This window comes from Niastella sp. (assembly GCF_045805085.1).
In the GTDB taxonomy this organism is placed as follows: Bacteria; Bacteroidota; Bacteroidia; order Chitinophagales; family Chitinophagaceae; genus Niastella.
Map to the genome: position 1 here is coordinate 1 of NZ_JBJMLX010000156.1, position 16817 is coordinate 16817.

The 16817-nt window shown below is 45.8% G+C and carries 11 protein-coding genes; 4 read left to right on the plus strand and 7 right to left on the minus strand.

The annotated features are described in order from the left end of the window. From ACJ751_RS07670 to ACJ751_RS07685, 4 genes are all read left to right on the plus strand, one after another. On the plus strand, positions 1–547 hold a 547-nt coding region (locus tag ACJ751_RS07670; protein WP_407744860.1), incomplete at its 5' end, for an SDR family NAD(P)-dependent oxidoreductase. 146 nt (positions 548–693) lie between these two features. Next, complete coding sequence (locus ACJ751_RS07675) at positions 694–1824, plus strand: redoxin family protein (RefSeq protein WP_407744862.1); 1131 nt, start codon at positions 694–696, stop codon at positions 1822–1824. A gap of 210 nt (positions 1825–2034) precedes the next feature. After that, on the plus strand, positions 2035–2625 hold the full coding sequence (locus ACJ751_RS07680) for a hypothetical protein (protein ID WP_407744864.1): 591 nt from the start codon (positions 2035–2037) through the stop codon (positions 2623–2625). Beyond that, the gene (locus ACJ751_RS07685; RefSeq protein ID WP_407744865.1) at positions 2622–3116 is read left to right on the plus strand and encodes a T9SS type A sorting domain-containing protein; all 495 of its coding nucleotides are present in this window, start codon (positions 2622–2624) and stop codon (positions 3114–3116) included. Before ACJ751_RS07680 ends, ACJ751_RS07685 begins: the two co-directional genes overlap by 4 nt. Before the next feature lie 58 nt (positions 3117–3174). Here ACJ751_RS07685 and ACJ751_RS07690 read toward each other — a convergent pair whose 3' ends face one another. The 7 genes from ACJ751_RS07690 to ACJ751_RS07720 form a co-directional block, all read right to left on the minus strand. Next, positions 3175–5421, minus strand: a complete 2247-nt coding sequence (locus ACJ751_RS07690; RefSeq protein ID WP_407744867.1) for a TonB-dependent receptor domain-containing protein — start codon at positions 5419–5421, stop codon at positions 3175–3177. Then, the gene (locus tag ACJ751_RS07695; protein ID WP_407744869.1) at positions 5415–6002 is read right to left on the minus strand and encodes a carboxypeptidase-like regulatory domain-containing protein; all 588 of its coding nucleotides are present in this window, start codon (positions 6000–6002) and stop codon (positions 5415–5417) included. The genes ACJ751_RS07690 and ACJ751_RS07695 overlap by 7 nt, the downstream gene beginning before the upstream one ends. 60 nt (positions 6003–6062) lie before the next feature. Continuing rightward, positions 6063–9686, minus strand: coding sequence for a DUF4450 domain-containing protein (locus ACJ751_RS07700; RefSeq protein ID WP_407744870.1), 3624 nt, complete (start codon positions 9684–9686; stop codon positions 6063–6065). A gap of 327 nt (positions 9687–10013) precedes the next feature. Next, on the minus strand, positions 10014–12131 hold the full coding sequence (locus ACJ751_RS07705) for a hypothetical protein (RefSeq protein ID WP_407744872.1): 2118 nt from the start codon (positions 12129–12131) through the stop codon (positions 10014–10016). A 188-nt stretch (positions 12132–12319) separates the two neighbouring features. Continuing rightward, positions 12320–12754, minus strand: coding sequence for a nuclear transport factor 2 family protein (locus ACJ751_RS07710; RefSeq protein WP_407744873.1), 435 nt, complete (start codon positions 12752–12754; stop codon positions 12320–12322). 17 nt (positions 12755–12771) lie between these two features. Beyond that, complete coding sequence (locus tag ACJ751_RS07715; protein ID WP_407744874.1) at positions 12772–15675, minus strand: glycosyl hydrolase; 2904 nt, start codon at positions 15673–15675, stop codon at positions 12772–12774. Positions 15676–15790: 115 nt separating this feature from the next. Further along, positions 15791–16817 (minus strand): oligogalacturonate lyase family protein (locus ACJ751_RS07720; protein WP_407744876.1); only part of this gene is annotated, 1027 nt, incomplete at its 5' end.

A 16817-nucleotide genomic window follows, 5' to 3' on the forward strand; every position in this document is an offset into this window, starting at 1 on the left:
CACACTGGTAAAACAGATAATAACGCAACTCGGTCATATTGATATCCTGGTGAACAATGCCGGTATCAACATGAAAAAAGAGTTTACCGAAGTAACCAATGAAGATTTTCTAAAAGTAATACAAACCAATTTAGTAGCTGTATTTGCATTAACGCGCGAAGTGGTAAAGACCATGTTGCCCAATAAAAAAGGTAGCATTGTCAACATCAGCTCCATGGCGGCACAATACGGTATTCCTAAAGTAATTGCTTACTCGGCTTCTAAAACAGCCATTGAAGGCATGACGCGGGCTATGGCAACGGAACTATCGCCGCAGGGTATTCGCATCAATTGCATTGCACCCGGCTTTATTGCCACCGACATGACATCCAAAGCATTTAATGCGGATACTGAACGTAAAAATAAAGCCCTCGGCCGTACTCCCATGGGAGTTATGGGTAACCCCGGCGATATTGGCGATGCCGCCCTGTTCCTGGCTACCGATTCATCGCGCTACATCACCGGCGTGGTATTACCGGTTGATGGTGGCAACTCAATTGGTTTTTAAGTTAATTGCTGATAGATCTTACGGCGCCGTGTTACAGTTGATCAACTGTAACACGGTTTACAATGCCCAATGCCTGCCCTGCCCAGGCCTTTAATGCAGTAGTTTCATTTTGATGAAAAGTTGTAACTTATAGTAAATAATCTCTTATGAAAGGATTGTTTGCCTATCTATTACTATTGCCTGCCATATGTACGGTGGCAGCGCCAGTAAACAACATCCGTGACGAACATAAAACGCTCGCTATTGGGTCAAAAGCGCCCGACTTCAAATTACCAGGTATCGATGGTAAAACCTATACGCTGTCGAACTTTAAAAACGCCCAGGTGCTGGTTATCATTTTTACCTGTAATCATTGTCCAACAGCGCAGGCTTATGAAGACAGGATCATTCAACTCACCAAAGACTATAGCGCCAAAAACGTAGCGGTGGTGGCCATTATGCCCAACGATCCCAAATCGGTGCGATTAGATGAATTGGGCTATACCGATATGAGCGACCACTTTGATGAAATGAAGCGCAGGGCCAAACAAAAACACTTCAACTTCCCCTATTTATACGATGGTGAAACACAAGCTGCCGCCAAAGCCTATGGCCCGGTGGCCACACCGCATGTATTTATCTTTGACAAATCACGCGTCCTTCGCTACCAGGGCCGGATAGACAATGTAGAAAAGCCAACCAAAACTCCAACCGAATTCAACACCCGGGATGCCATCGATGCCCTGCTGCAAGGAAAACCTGTAGCGGTTGAAACTACCAAGGTCTTTGGCTGCTCTATTAAATGGGCAGAAAAAACATCGCTGGTAAAACAGGGCTTTGAAGAATGGGCCAAAGAACCCGTATCGGTCAATACCATCGATGAAGCGGGACTAAAAGACTTAATTAAGAACAACACCGACAAACTGCGACTGATCAATATCTGGGCAACCTGGTGCGGTCCCTGTGTTACTGAATTCCCTGAATTCATTTCCATTAACCGCATGTTCAGACGGCGCGATTTTGAGTTCATCAGCATCAGCGCCGACGACCCCAATAAAAAAGAAAAAGTGCTGAAATTCCTTCAACAACAACAGGCATCCAATACCAACTACCTGTTTTCTATTGATGATAAATACAAATTGATTGAAGCCATTGATCCTAAATGGCAGGGCGCTCTTCCTTATACCATTTTAGTTGAACCCGGCGGAAATATTGTTTATGGCAAACAGGGCCCTATTGATGCGGCGGAAATAAAGCGATTGATTGTAGATAATAAGGTTATTGGACGGTATTATTGAAAAGGCAAACTCGTCAACTCACCAACCCACTACTCCCATTATTACAAATACTAACTTATAATCAATTCAACTCACTCACATTACAGTATAACCGTAAATAACAAGTAACAACATATAGCTATATTATCAAATTCGGAGTTTTGCTATTTGACAACTTGCAAGAGAAGGTTACCTTTCGTTTCAATCAAATACCTTTTAAGACCCGTTCCTATGAAAGTAGTTCAAGCCCTCAACCTGCTTTTAGCAGCTACCTGCATTTATGCCAATGTAGCTGCTCAATGTACCGGCAATTGCCCAACAGGCAGTTTAGCCATGCCAGCCAGTTCAGCAACTTTAGCCGCTGGTTCTACCTATTGCATTTCTTCCACCACCAATTTAAGCGCCAATACGTATACCATTAGCGGTACGCTGGTCATCCAGGCAGGTACAGTTACCCTGGGTAGTATAAACCTTGAAAAGACCGGCGTAATACTGGTAAAGAACACTGCCAAATTGAATATAACGGGGGTAATGACTGGCAACAGCACGGCACCGGTATCCACCATCGACAACCTGATCGTATGCAATGGTGCGTTAGTGAATATAATCGGTTCTTTCTCCCAGGGACAGGTAAATATCGCCGTTAATGATTTTGGGTCCATGCTGGTTACCGGCGCCTGGACGGCCGGCGCAACCAATTCAATAGTAAAGATGGGAAAGAGCTCGGTCATTGAATTATGCTCTTCTTTCAACCTGAATAAAGATGGGTTCTTTACAGAAACCAGCACCGATGTTTCCTACCTGGTAGTACATGCACCATGATCCAAAGCATTGTCAATGGGTGGCTGTCATCAAAGGGAAATGCTTCCAAAATAAAATGGACGTCAGATGTACCCGCAGCCTTTGTTTCGCATCCTGCTGCCTACACCTGTATGGCCTGTGGCAATTATAGCCTGGCGCCTACAGGTACCACATCCACTTGCGGGTCGGCGGCCAATGCCCTGTATAACACCACGCTCTCCTACGATGATAGTAAACCGGCCGTTCGCCCGGATAATAATAACATCGATAAGGTGGCTATTTATCCCAATCCCGCTAAAAAATATCTGTACCTGCAACTACCAACAAAACATACGTATACACATTTGTCGGTATTTAATCAGGCGGCGCAACTGGTGTATCAAACAATAGTAAAAGCCGGCAGCGCCCCAGCGAGGTACGATCTGCCCGCACAATTGCCCCCAGGCATCTACTTTGTTCAGCTTACCGGAAATAACAACTCACTGACTTTGCGTTTTGCAAAAGATCAATAAAACAAGAAGACCTGTCAGCAAGTGCCGGCAGGTCTTACATTGTTAAGATGGCGCATAACTAATAATTTTTACCGGTACGTTGCCGGCTTCCACGGTTTGAGAACATATCCTTCCCAAAGTTCTTGAAGTTGTACATAAAACTCACCAGGAAGAAGCGCTGCAATACACGGGTGTAAGTATCCTCTACATACAACTCATTCACCGTACGGTTAATGCTTTTATTCTGGTTTAACAGGTCAATACCGCTGATACGAATTTCTCCATTCTGCTTTTTAAACAACAGGCAGGAAATATAGGCATTCCACATAGGGATGGCCTGGTTAAAGCCCTGTGCACGGCCTGTATTTACATAATAATCGAAATCATTGTTGAACATTATTCTCTTGAAGATGGTATAGGTAACATCTATTGAGTAATGCTGATCGAAATATTTATAGTCCTGGGCACCCTGTGCCGTATAGTTCGCATTGTTATAATTAAAGTTGGCATTGGCCTGCAGGTCTAATTTATCCTGGATAAAATAATTGAACGAGATCCGCTGCCCCAACGTGCTGGTATAATTGAAACGAACGGTATCCATGATCTTGCTCACATCCCGGCCATACCGGGCAGAAGAAGTCAGGTTCAGGTTCACCGGACTGCGACGGCCGGTAGTTACTTTTTTAAGCGGAATACCAACTGTTCCTGAAAAATTAAAACTCTGTGAGCCGTTCAGGTTATCGGGCCTTGTCAACAACACCCCTTCCGACTCTTTACTGGTAGTGTTAACGATCCTGTTATTAATAATACTGGCGCCGGCATTCATATTCAGGTACAAAAAGTTGGTCAGGTTGAAGGTGCTGTATGTAAGATTGAAGTTATGGGTAAACTCCTGTTTCAGGTTAGGATTACCGGTACGAATATTCAACCGGTTGCTTTCATCGCGCACATTCTGTAACTGGCTTACGCTGGGAGCGCGGGTGCTGCCGCGATAATTAAACCGCAGGTTCTTGCGGGGCGCCGGGTTAAAATTAAAAGAGGCGTTCGGAAAGAAGTTGGTATAGCTCTGCCTCATGGTAAACGAACTGTCTTTACCGGAAGAAGTAGCCCGGCTGGTGAAGTTTTGCATGGTGGCAAAGTTCACCGCACCGCCAAACTGGTAATCGAACTTCTGCTTTTTTACCCTGAAATTAGTTCCCAGCCTGTTAGCCGTAAACAGGTTCTCAAAATAATTGGTTTGCGCGGTATCAACCAGGTCAAACAGTGCATTTACAGTATCATAATTAAATACATTACGATCACTGTTGCTTTTATTGATCGTATACGCATAATTCAACTCCCATACCATGCTGGAATCGATCATCTCTGTTACTGACGAACTAACGGTGTTGTTAAAAGCACGGGTAGTATGATCGTTTATTTGCTGGCGGTTATCAAAGCGGTATTCCGTATTGGTTGAATCAAAAAAGTGATACGGTGAGAAATTGAATCCATTGCCATTGCTGTTGTTCACGGCCGTGGTCCAGCCCAGGGTAAACGTGCGACCGGGTTTATGAAAACGGTGACGGAATAACAGGTCATCGGTAAAGCTTCCCCCATCGCGGTTATTGGAGGTGTGGCTTGATCCATCAATGGCTTTGTAATTCAACCTGGCATTGGTAGCCCTGGTAGTGGAAATAGCATCGCTGTTTGACGTGCCCGTTTGATAATTGAGCGAGGGCGTTATCAATACAGAGTTCATACTGTCAATCAAATATTCCATCCTGAACCCCAACCGGTGATTGATATTGTTATTACCGCTGGTGCTGGTTGAGTTAACATAGGAAGACGAGTCACCGCCAAACATGTTTTGCCGGTAGCTCTGGCTAAAGTTGCTGTTATCGGTTCGTGCAACAAAATAGCTGCCGCTGACATTTATTTTGCCGCCCCATTCATCACGGAAATTAATACCTGCACTCCATGATTTGGTATTACCATTAGCAGCAGCAGGCGCATTTCCGCCGCTACTACGGCCGTTGTTACCACGACGCACACTTCCCATACCACCCATGGAACTTACCAGGTCATTACTGGTAAAACCTAATTTATTGATGTTATTGGCGCCGCCCAGGATGGAGATCTGCCGGGTGTTATTAAACGTATTGAATGAACCACTTCCTTCATAACGACCTTCAGTACCTACAGAAGCGCTGGTTCGGCCAAAGACGCCTTTCTTTTTATCTTTCTTCAGTTTGATATTGATGTTGCGTTTACGGCTGCCATCATCAATTTTAGTGAACTTGGCCTGTTCGCTCATGTCATCAAACACCTGCACCGCTTCTACCATATCCGACGACAGGTTCTTTGTTGCCAGCTTGGGATCAGGAAAAACTCTTTTCCATCCACATATACTTTGGTGATCTCTTCACCCTGAGAAGTAATATTGCCATCTTTATCAACTTCCACGCCTGGCAATTTCTTCAGCAGGTCTTCTACCGTAGCATTGGGTTTTGTTTTGAAAGCACTGGCCTTGAATTCTATGGTATCTTTCTTTATTTGTATAGGCGGAGCCTGTACAATAACGGCGCCCATCAGCAACGAGGTATCCAGTTGCATGAATACCGTATCCAGGTCCATTACAAATTGCGATTGGGTTATATTCAGGTGCTTTGTATAAGGCGCATAACCGGTAAAGGTAATACCCAATACAAAGTTTCCTTTTATCAGGTTTTTTATTTCAAACAAACCGGTTTTATCGGCAACGGCAAAACCAATAGCAGCAGAGTCTACAGGATTAATAATAGTCACCGTTGCGTCGGGTAAGGGCAGGCGGTTTTGGGCGTCAACGATCTTACCGCTTACTTTATTTTGAGCAGTAACAAATTGAGCCGTTAAAATGAATAAGATCAATAGGGTAATAATCCGCATGAAAGCCAAGACGGGGGTTTACCTGAAAAAGTGGCACGACATTAAAAAAATATTAGAAGACTAACGGGTAAGTGTCATACTCATTAAGCCAATCACCACATCATTGGCAATAGTATGAAGGCTCACAGACTGGAGCTCCTTATTGTGGTCGAGCGGCATATCAAGAATGGTTGCAGCGCCGCCATCGATGGCCATGTTGGAAAAGCCTTTGAGCGTAGTATATTCCTGTGCGGTGGTGTATAGTTTTCCTGTTTTCAATTGCAGCCTGAGCGGACGCGGCGCATTTGTCGTAAACCCAACACCATCAATGTAATAGTCCTGCTCAATGGGCCACCAGTTCTGTGGGTTCACCAGCGCCAGCGTATCGGTTGTACCATCTTTATAATGTACCCGCAATTCACCATTTATAAGCCTGGTTTGCATGGGATTGGTTGAACCAGCCAGTAAATAATACGCGTGGCTGGCATTGCCTGTTAATGGCACAACAACAGAATCAGGATAATTATCCCAGTTTGAGGTGAACACGATATTCTTTGCCAGCGTATCGGCTGGTGTTGCCAGGGGAATATGTTGCGGTAACATAAATTCATTATTAGCAGCCGCCTTGCGTAAACCCGCATCGTCAATCACCGGTTGCACCAATGGATAACACCAGTTGCCTATTCCCTGTGTGGGCAATTGTAAAGTTGGTGCCTGCGGGCGGGGCGACAAATACGTCTGTTTGAAAATATTAGTCACCTTATCGTTATAATACCTGGTAAGATCTACTTTTTCAAAACGGCTAAAAGTATTTGCTGTCACCTGCCAGTTCATAATGGTAGTATCCGCATGCTGCCCTTCACTCCATTCTACCCGAACGCGGTTACTGCCTGGCACCAATGCAGCAGGTAATACCTCTATGACATCAGTGGTGGCATTGGCTGGTAATTGTCTTTTCTGTTCAAATGTGTTTACGGTTATTGTAGCCGCAACAGCCGCGCCATTATTTTTTATATAGAAATGGAGATTGGGGTCGTTGTCTTTATTGTTTGCAATAATTTCAATCGGTTGTCTTACTTCAAAACAAAGCGGGAACCACCAAACCATCTCGCCCTGCCGCAATTGTATAAACGCGGTTTTATTACCAGCTGTACCTTGTACTGTTGCCTGCACCTGGTTGCTGGTTAACATGATGTTCTGCAGTACCTGCTGCGGATCGAAAATTGATTGAATAAAACCTGCCGGCGTGGCGGCTGTTAATTGCGTGCCCATAGCATATACACTGTCATACTTCATGGGTTGAACCGGTGCCCCGGCCCATTTAATAACGACCGTATATTGTTTCGCTTTTGTTGTATCGATGGCTATTACCGGTTCGCCAACGGCATCATTCAGGTCATGCCAGCTTACCGGTTTTCCATTTACGGTTACCGATTCAATGGCGTCTTTCCAGGCCCGTACCCGCAATTGCAGGTTCATGACGTGTGGGTAGGTTGGTTTTATTATGTATTGATCGGTGCTGGCTGTTCTTTTGAAATCGAGGGAGATATCGGGCGTTTGTAACGCTGCTGAATTCCAGGCAGCGGGCCAGCCTGGTTTTATAGTTAATGTATCTTTCAATGCGTCGGGCACAATGCCAAACAAACCTTCTATCAGGGAGCGGCCGGCCATACCAATGGGATCGGCAAAATCGCGGTATAATTCACCGCGTATAGCATCGTAATAAGAAAGCTGTTCAAACCCACCGGGGCTCGATGAAAGGTACATGCTTTCTACCAGGGCGCTTTTCCATAACCGATAGGCATCTTCGGATCGGTTGCCCTGCCAGTAAGCCAATGCGGTATGCAGGTTTTCGGCCAACACTACATTGTTCAGTGACCACGTATACGGCTGCCAGTTGGTAGTGGTCAGCAGGTAATTGGTAGTGTCACGTAATCCTTTTGCCCGCACGGGGATGTGGGGAATGGATCTGTCTACATACCGTAAAGCCTGGTAAGCTTTAAAGCCATCAGGTAGTTTTTCATCGATGGCATGATAGATGGTCCATAAACCGGCTGCAGGATGTAATAACCTTTCCCCCAGCGCATCTTTGTATTCCGCATACCAACCCAGTTCAGGCATCCACAACTGGTTGTTTACGGCATCAAATATTTTGTTGGCTTCATTTTGCCAGGGCGCGGGATCTTCCCCTACAATAGGCGCCAGTTGCGCTGCTACGGCATTGGCGCGGTAATTATAAGCCGATGAATGCGTAACGCCTCCACCACTGTATTGCAGAGCGTCGCTGGCCCAAATGCAACAATAGGCATCGTACAGGCCATCGTTATCGGCATCAAAATTCCTTTTCTCCCAGGCCAGGTGCCGTTGCAGCAACGGCCATTGTTGTTTTATATAGGCTGAATCGCCGGTATAATAAAAATGCGTCAACAACTGATCGATGAACACCAGGTTCATATCATAGTGGTGCGGACGAAAATCGCCATTGGGATTCCGGCAGATATAACCACTGCTGAATAGAGAGGTACCCATTTTTTCCAGTTGCCGCGCCAGATGCAAGGCAGTATCAAATACCACTGGCCCTGTTGCGGGTGTGGTTACCTGTGATAAAGCATAACTGCTGAAATGTGTTCTTGCCCGGTCGTGCCAGCCCAATGCATCCGCTACATAAGGCCCCCGCCAGGCGGGTAAACGCATGCGCCAGGCAACAGCGCCATGCAAATACGTGGGCGATTCCCAAATGCCATCGGCGGCCACACTCAATGTACCACCCAATGTATTGATCCAGGGATCGGGTGTAACTACTCTAATGCGGCCTGCCAGTTTTTTGCGGGCGGCTTCTGCTTCATTAAAAACCTGTACAAGCTTGTTGTAAGTAAGTTGTATAGTATCGGTGGGTTGTATCAAAAAATATTGTGCGCCATTCACTACCGGCTGCTTACCGGCAATGGCAGGTGTAGCCGATGCATTGCTTTGATATAATGTCAACGGGTCCTGTTGCTGGGTGGCATCCGTTATTTTTATTACAGAAGTGGTTGGGACAATGGCTGATAACTGTTTCCCCGTACCATATAAAAGATGAAAGCTGTTCTTTGAAATCGTATAGGTATTGTCTTTACAATAATCCGGTTGCAGGTAAAACGAGGATTCCGGATCAGCACCGATATCGCCATCGCGGGAGAACTTTTTTCCCGAAGCGCCACCATAAACCCAGCACAAAGCAACTTTAGGAGGGACATTTACAAACTGGGTTTTAATGATCATCCCTTCGCTGTCGGCCAGCGCCAGTACAGCAATCTGCATAGAGCCGGTTCCTAACAGCGGGTCTTTCACTTCGTACAACATGGAGCCCGGGCGATAGATGGCTTTTATTGATCTCGCCTCTGTTAACCACATGCTTTTATTGCCTGCGATCAAACCCAGCTTAAGATTTCCACCCATGCCCGGCATGTACAAAGCAAATTCAGGGAGATCACCGGTTTCAATTCTAAATGCGGTATTGGTGCCATACAGCGCCCGGTTAAAACGCATTTTTCCATTGACGGTTACAAAGTCTGTTCCCTCAGCCTGGTAATGTAAACTTCTTTCTCCTGAAGGTTGTATACCCTTTACTGCAGCAGGTAGTTGCGCATTGTTTTTTGCCAATTGCGCTCTGACAGAAGTAATGGTAGCAAGAAAAGCAATAAAGTATAACGACTTGTAGAACATGTTTGGGTATACTGGTGTATCGATGCTAATTATAGACAGTCTCCCTGTTGAGAAAGCTGCAAGACGTGAAACGTCAAACGTGAAACGTGAAAGGGTTCGCGAAATCCCAGCCTCACTTCTGTATTCAACTCGCCGACTTTTCAGCGGGCCTCCCCCGACGCCTTCGGCGGCCGAAGGTGGAGGGGAATACAACCTCGCGATAATATTCTACCTGTTAATTGGTTAACTTTTCAACTCTTACCTTTCTTCCCTTCTTTCTGTATTCTTCCTTGTTAACTTGTCAACCCTATCAACTCCGTCAACTCTATCCACTTGCAAACTGATCAACTAAAACATCGGTTTAAGTCCCTCCCACTTCACCTTCCAACTGCCATCCTTAGGAAACCCAGGATTATCCGTTTTATTATTATCATACCCGGCACACATCATGGCGATGGCGCTTAACAGGCCGCCATTGCCGGGCAGGTAGATGGTTAATCGATCGTCCTGGTAATTATGCCCGTTAAGAAGAAAGGTGTTTGTTTTCACCGGCATAAACAATGCATCGAGGGCTTTGTCGGGCATATGCAGGCGGGTGGCCGTCATGGCCATCAGGGGAAAATCCCAGCCCCAGGTGGTTTCCCATTTCCATACTTTCAGGATCAGGTTGTAGGTGTTCTTCATCACCGTTGTATCGAGGCGGTCGCACGCAGGCAGCGTGCTGTAAGCGCCTAAAACTGCCGGGTGATCTGTAATGTAGCGTTCATTGGTATAACAATCGGGCGTGCTTTCTGTAGCGAGGTACACCCCATTGGCTTGCGGCCATTTTGAAAGGTTCTTAATGATATTATCCCATTTCTTTTCGCGCGGCATGCCCAGGCGTTCACGCCATTGCTGCGCCACGGTTAACGCCCATTGCCAATAGGCCAGTTCATAAGTGGGATTGAACGTATGCACCGGATCAAAACATTCCTGTGCAGGGATCAATCCTTTGCCCAGGTTATATCTCTTATTCACCGGATCCCAGGTAGGGAACGATGCCATAAAAGCAGCAGTGCCGAATACAAGGTCTTTATATTTCTGTAAGATCTTTTTATCTTTTTTAGCGCGATACGCCAGTTCCGCCATATAGATCAAATGCGGTTCCTGCCAAATGAGAAAGGCGCCTACAGAAGAAGGAGCTTCCTTACCATCATGGTCAGTCATTTTTTGCCAGCGCAATCCTTCAAAGCCCTGGCGTTTGGCAATATCCCGGGCGCCATTGGCTACCTTGAAATACCAGTCAAGGCTTTTTTCCATTAGTTCGGGTCTTCCCCACAACGCATAATGCACGGCATGCCACCAGTGCATTTCCAGGTGTGGTTTGCCATACCAGCTGTTATAGGTGAGACCGGTTTCCTGTGGCGGAAAATCAGCCGCGCATTGGATCCTGGTAAGGTATTGTGATAATACAATTCTTCTTTCCAGTTCTTTGGCCCGCTCATTGGTGCTGCCGGATAAATCAATAGCCCCGCCAGTTGTCCAGAATTTAACCCAGGCAGTGGTACAGTTGGCTGCTGTTGCTACAAAGTCCGGCGCAGCCGCTCGCGGTTTATTTTTTGAAAAATAGAACGAAGCGCTGAATACACTGTCTGCCGTAGGCGTGGGTTGTACAACAACATCATGGGCACGACGCAGCGTTATGTTTGCAGGCTGCATGAACCCATATTGCACATAATAATTCGTAGTATCCAGGATCCGATGAATGAGTCCATCGTTTAATACGGTCTGGTGTTTGGTGCTGTCGCCATCAAAGGTGCCTGCATCTTTAAAATCACCATTGGGATACGGGAAATGCAATTTGATGGCGATGCGTTTTTCTTTCAGCAACTGAGAGCTTATTTCCACACCAATGCCATCCTGTTGCTGATGCGCATAGGTCAATACTTTTACCCATACACCATCTATTGTAAAACGGCTTTCTATAAAACCACCCCACATATCGAGGATCTGATCAACGTTTTTGATATCTTCAATGGTAGCCAGCGTTCCATCCTTTTTAGTGATCTCCAGCCCTATATTGCCTAATTGTAACCGGTGTGGATTTATGCGAAAGTAATCTACAGCTTTGCGGCTGCGTTCGGGTTCTTTTACCTGTACGCAATAAGTGATCTTTTTCCCGTTCAGGTCATATTCCTTCAATGTTTCTTCGCGCCGGTAATTTTCTGTATTGGGGAAACTGTGCCAGCCCCACTCCGATTGCGTTCCCAATGGAACCCCTTTTTCATAATAGGCTGGAAAGCTTTGTAATCCGGTTACATCTACTGTAAAAGCAAAATGTCCATTTCCAACAGACAATGACGACAACGGATCGGCTTTATCAATGTGCGGGTTATTCCTGTGCACCAGGTCATACCGGTTGATGGCCTGCGCCCTGCTGCTATGTATAAATAAACTACCGGCTATAAGTAAGATCCATTTTTTCATAATCGGAAATCGTGATATCGTGAATGGTCAATGGTCAATGGTCAATGGTGAATGGGGAATGCATTTTACTATTGAACAAACTGTTTCAAGTTCCTGGTTGCAGGGGAAAACAATTTCTACATTCCTTGCAACCCTGAAACCTGGAACCTGAAACCAGAAACTTTAAACCTCGAAAGCTGGACTTAAAACTAAGAAGCTATTTTAACTGCCTGACGAGCCAACAACTTCCACTGTCCTTTTTGTTTTTGCCAGATCAGTAATATATTCAGTTTTACACTCCCGGGGTTACCACCGTCATTGGTAGTGGCAGCTAAAGTGTGGCGCACTATGGCTGCATCGCCAGAGATGGCTATGGTTTGATTGGTCAGATCGATGGTTACGAAATCTGATTTACCCGTAACTATGTTATCAACAAAAGTTGCTTTGTCTTCTACCTTACCGCTGCTGTGTCCATAACTCAACTGATCGGCGGCGATGTTTTGCAAGCCGGCCTTATCGCCATCGATCATGGCCTTGCGCAAATTTTCAACGGCTGCGGTCACAGCCGCTTCTTCTTTATTTTGCGCCATGGCAACATTCATTACTCCGGTTAACACAATAAGGTAAATGAATTGTTTTATCATATAATAGTATTTGAAGGTTACTTGCAAGGTGCAATAGTTACCGGACCTAACAATCCTGAGGTTTCCGGTTGCCATTTTGCAGCGGTGAACAAACCATTGGCTCCCCGGTTCTCCGCCTCGTGTGCAGGAAAGTTGGTGTTATAGAACTTTTTCCAGGGAGTGCCTTCTTTGTCCATATCGATGATGCGATTGGTCATGCCATTGGTCACTCTTATCGTCAACTCGTTCTCTGGTTTCAATAAACTGGCAGGTACATTTACTTTGTAAACAGGTCCCAATAAGGTTCCCAGCGTTTTACCGTTGAGTATCACCTCTGCACTCCAGGCTACTTTGCCCAGGTCTATTTCATAGGCCGGTGCGGCTACTGAAGGTTTGGCAAATTCAATGCTGTATTGAGCAGTTCCTGAAAATACTTTTCCCAGTTGATCGGGGATGTCTGTCCAGGAACCTAATTTACTAATTGTAGTTGGCTTTGGTAAGTCGGGGCCGCCCATCATGAAAAACAAACGCCAGTTCCCTTTTATTTCGGCGCCTTTGCCGGCTACTGCATAATAGGTAAAGGGTTTGCCTTTAAGGGTCGTATTTGACGTTTGCAGCACACAGCTTTCACCGGGCTCCAGGTGCACATAGACTTCCAGTTTGTTATTCTTTACCCTTGTTTTCGCTACACCGTTTTCTCCCGTCATAGGATCGAACTGAATGGCGCTGGCGGCTTTTCTGCCCAGTGGCACCCATTCTGCAACGATGTTTTTTGTTTCGTTGCTGATAAAATAATAGTTACCACCGGGAATGCTTCTGCGAATGCATTTCAACCCCATCCCATACATAGGCTCAGGCAATACATTGGCGGCCTGTAATAAGGCGCTGATGTCGTTTCCTTTTATAAAGGCGCCTTTGCCGCTGGCAGCTTTTTGTGTGGCGCCATCGCCTGCAAATTTCAATGCAGCGGTTATATTGGTAAACTGTTGTTGTCTTTCTGCCAGTTGGCCATAACCGGGTACTCCAATTGGAAAATTATTGTATACAAGAATGGTAGCGCCGTTTTTTGCCAGGTCAGCCAGCTTTTGCAAAGTGGGCAAGGGCAGGTATTTCGTATTGGCCAGCACAATGGTACGGTACAATCCGCCTGGTGTTTGCAAGCCGTTGGCGTTTGCAAATACCCGTTGTAACTGGTTGTCTGAAATAAGATCAAATGCATAGCCTTTTGCCAGCATGTCTTCCGCTACCTTGTTGAAATCGGTATTCTCAAATCCCTTCATGCCATCATAATGGTTCAACAGGTCACGACCCGGTTCTGAATTATGATCGCTGAAAGGGAAATACAATAACACATCGTTATCGGGCCGGCCGCTTTGCAGAAACGACTGGCAACGGGTTACATAATTATTTAAGGTGCCAAAGTCTTTCCAGAACGGATGAATGGGTTGAAAATGCACGGCTGCATAGAACAACCAGCCCGGCCAGGGATCGTTAATGGGCGAATAACAAATGCCATGATACACGATGTGATTTACCCCACCTAAAAAGTATTTGTCAACCGCCGTCTTTACGTCTCCCAGGTTCGTTTTAAAATGTTCATTCAACCAGGTCGCTGCTTCTGCCGAGGCTAAAGGTTTGTTGAGAATATGGGCTGCAGATACCGCAAATTTGAAACGAAGCAATTCACTGCCTTCAGTTTCGGGAATATCCACCACGCCATAACAATCAAGGATGTTGGCAGGCGAACCGTGCGACTGGTTACGCACTACTTTTCCTTTTGCCTGCGCCCATTGGTGCCAGGGAATAGTGAATTTCTCCAGCAACAGGTCGGCAATGGTTTGCCGGTAATCGTATAATACGCGCAGACTGGTTTCGTCGCGCTCCTTTTTTAATAATTGTGGTAAGAACAGTTTAAGATCGTAGCCGCGGCGGCGTTTAAATTCATCAAAAAACCCGGGGGTATAATTGCTTTGTCCGCGCGCATCATCCACTTCATAGCTGTCATTAAAGAAACCGCGCAACTGGCTCAGGTCGGCGCCCGCAAATGCGGTGTCGAAACGGCTCAGGTATTTCTTCAATGCGGGCTCTGAAAAATGGTCAATGGCATTGCCTTCGGCGCCAGGTGCGGCGCGTTCCACCATTTTACCATGCCAGCCCATAAACAGGGCATATACCGTCCAGTTACCTGCCGGTGCTTTCCAGTTTAATTTACCCTTTGCATCTACCTGTGAAGTAAGGTCAACGGACTTGCCATTATCACTGTATGCCATTACCACCTGCAGGGGCAGGTTCTTTTTATATTTTAACTGGTTAATAGCCAGTCCTTGAAGATCCTTGTTGGCGTACACGGGCTCGGCCAGTTTACTAACATCAGTAACATGTTCTGTTTTCTTCAGCATGGCCAGCGTAGCGGCCCCAACAGTACCCTTTGTGGGATATAATTCTTTTTTATCGGCGATGGTATTACCAATAGCATCGAGGTAGGGTTGTTGCTCAAAAGCAATCGGTTCTTTAATGCCCGCGCCTTCGTTTACCGTCCAGGTTTTGTATACAAAATCCTTACAGGCTTCCGCATCGCCAATCAGCGGACCGCCCCCAAAGGGCCAGCCGCTGCCGGTAGCTATGTCAATTTGCAGGTTCAATCGTTTGGCTTCTGCCAACGTATAGGAAAATACCTGCATCCATTCGGGTGACAGGTAATTAATAAACTCGGGTTCATAACCAGCCACGCCATAAATAGGCGTTATTTCCAATCCGCCTAACCCCACTTGCGCGTATTGTTGCATATTTGCGGTCAGGCTTCTGTTATTTACCGCGCTGCCTGGCCACCACCAGCGGGCCCAGGGCTTGGTCACCGTATTTACGGCCGGCCATTTTATTTGGGCCTCTCCATTTATCAATGCAGCAGAACAAGCAATGGTACAGATCAGTCTTTTTATCATCTGGTTTTATAATATTTTTAATATTAAGAAAAAGACGCAAGCGTTAAACAATAAACCCTACCGTATTGCGACTTGCAATGAAATGAGTCTTAAAACCAATTGACAAAATAGTTAATTATATTTTAACTGCATAGACTTCTGACTGACCTTCGAAATTAGCCCTGAAAATAATCCACTTCCCATCGGGGGAGAAATGCACATTAGGCTCCAGTTTATAATTATGGTGCTTCATGTTCACCAGTTTGGTGGCTTTAAAGTGATCGCCTTCCGGGGTAAATAAATAGATGTACATGCCATCGGGGGCTTTAGCTACCTGGCCCGGGTCGCCGCCATCACCGGCAAACAGTTTTTGATCGGGTGAAGTGGTGAAGTGAACGCTCCATTCGTTGCGATCAAGCTTGTACTTTTTTTCTTCCCCTGTTTTTACGTTCACCCCGCCCACATAAAAATTGGTACCACGTGGCAATTGCTGATCGAACCAGATGGTTTTACCATCGGAAGAGAACCACTCATGACCGGCGATCTCATTATCCATGGTACGCTTGTGCATGAGTTGTACTTTGCCTTTGTTGGCATCGCGTACATCGATGGTCCAAATGCGATCAACCTTGTGCCAGGGACCTTCATGACAAAACATCAATAAGTTGGGATCTGTTGAGGAAAACTGCACATGATTCAGCCAGGCGCTGTCGGTAAAAATGGGTTTCAGTTGTTTGTTATTGATGTCAATAACAAACAGGGTACGGGGTAAACGGGCCTCGTATATTTTATTGAAGTAATCGTGCTTCTCGGGGTTCAGCCGGTATATTTCTCTTTCTGCATCGCTGCTGCGATAGCCAGCCAGTAAAGTTTCATTGGCATTTACGGTGGTAATGCTTGCTTTAAAATCAGCGGGGAAAACATAGATCAGTTTTGTTTGCTTGCTATCGATGTTTGTTACAAACACACTGTCCCTGATCTGATAATAAGCATTATGTCCTTTGGCGCTTACGATCTCGCCGTTCATAGGCGAAGCCTGGTGAGTAACCTGGTCAATTTTACGGGTGTTCAGATCAACGGTATACAACTGGTGGCCATTGATACTATCGGTACTGTAAAAAACCATTTTATTACCAACGAAAGGATTGTTGTGAAAATAAAAG

Excerpts from the sequence above, each read along its gene's own strand:
- ACJ751_RS07680 (WP_407744864.1), top strand. The coding sequence starts at position 2,035 with ATGAAAGTAGTTCAAGCCCTCAACCTGCTTTTAGCAGCTACCTGCATT.
- ACJ751_RS07690 (WP_407744867.1), bottom strand. The coding sequence starts at position 5,421 with ATGGTAGAAGCGGTGCAGGTGTTTGATGACATGAGCGAACAGGCCAAG.
- ACJ751_RS07675 (WP_407744862.1), top strand. The coding sequence starts at position 694 with ATGAAAGGATTGTTTGCCTATCTATTACTATTGCCTGCCATATGTACG.
- ACJ751_RS07710 (WP_407744873.1), bottom strand. The coding sequence starts at position 12,754 with ATGATAAAACAATTCATTTACCTTATTGTGTTAACCGGAGTAATGAAT.
- ACJ751_RS07695 (WP_407744869.1), bottom strand. The coding sequence starts at position 6,002 with ATGCGGATTATTACCCTATTGATCTTATTCATTTTAACGGCTCAATTT.
- ACJ751_RS07715 (WP_407744874.1), bottom strand. The coding sequence starts at position 15,675 with ATGATAAAAAGACTGATCTGTACCATTGCTTGTTCTGCTGCATTGATA.
- ACJ751_RS07685 (WP_407744865.1), top strand. The coding sequence starts at position 2,622 with ATGATCCAAAGCATTGTCAATGGGTGGCTGTCATCAAAGGGAAATGCT.
- ACJ751_RS07700 (WP_407744870.1), bottom strand. The coding sequence starts at position 9,686 with ATGTTCTACAAGTCGTTATACTTTATTGCTTTTCTTGCTACCATTACT.
- ACJ751_RS07705 (WP_407744872.1), bottom strand. The coding sequence starts at position 12,131 with ATGAAAAAATGGATCTTACTTATAGCCGGTAGTTTATTTATACATAGC.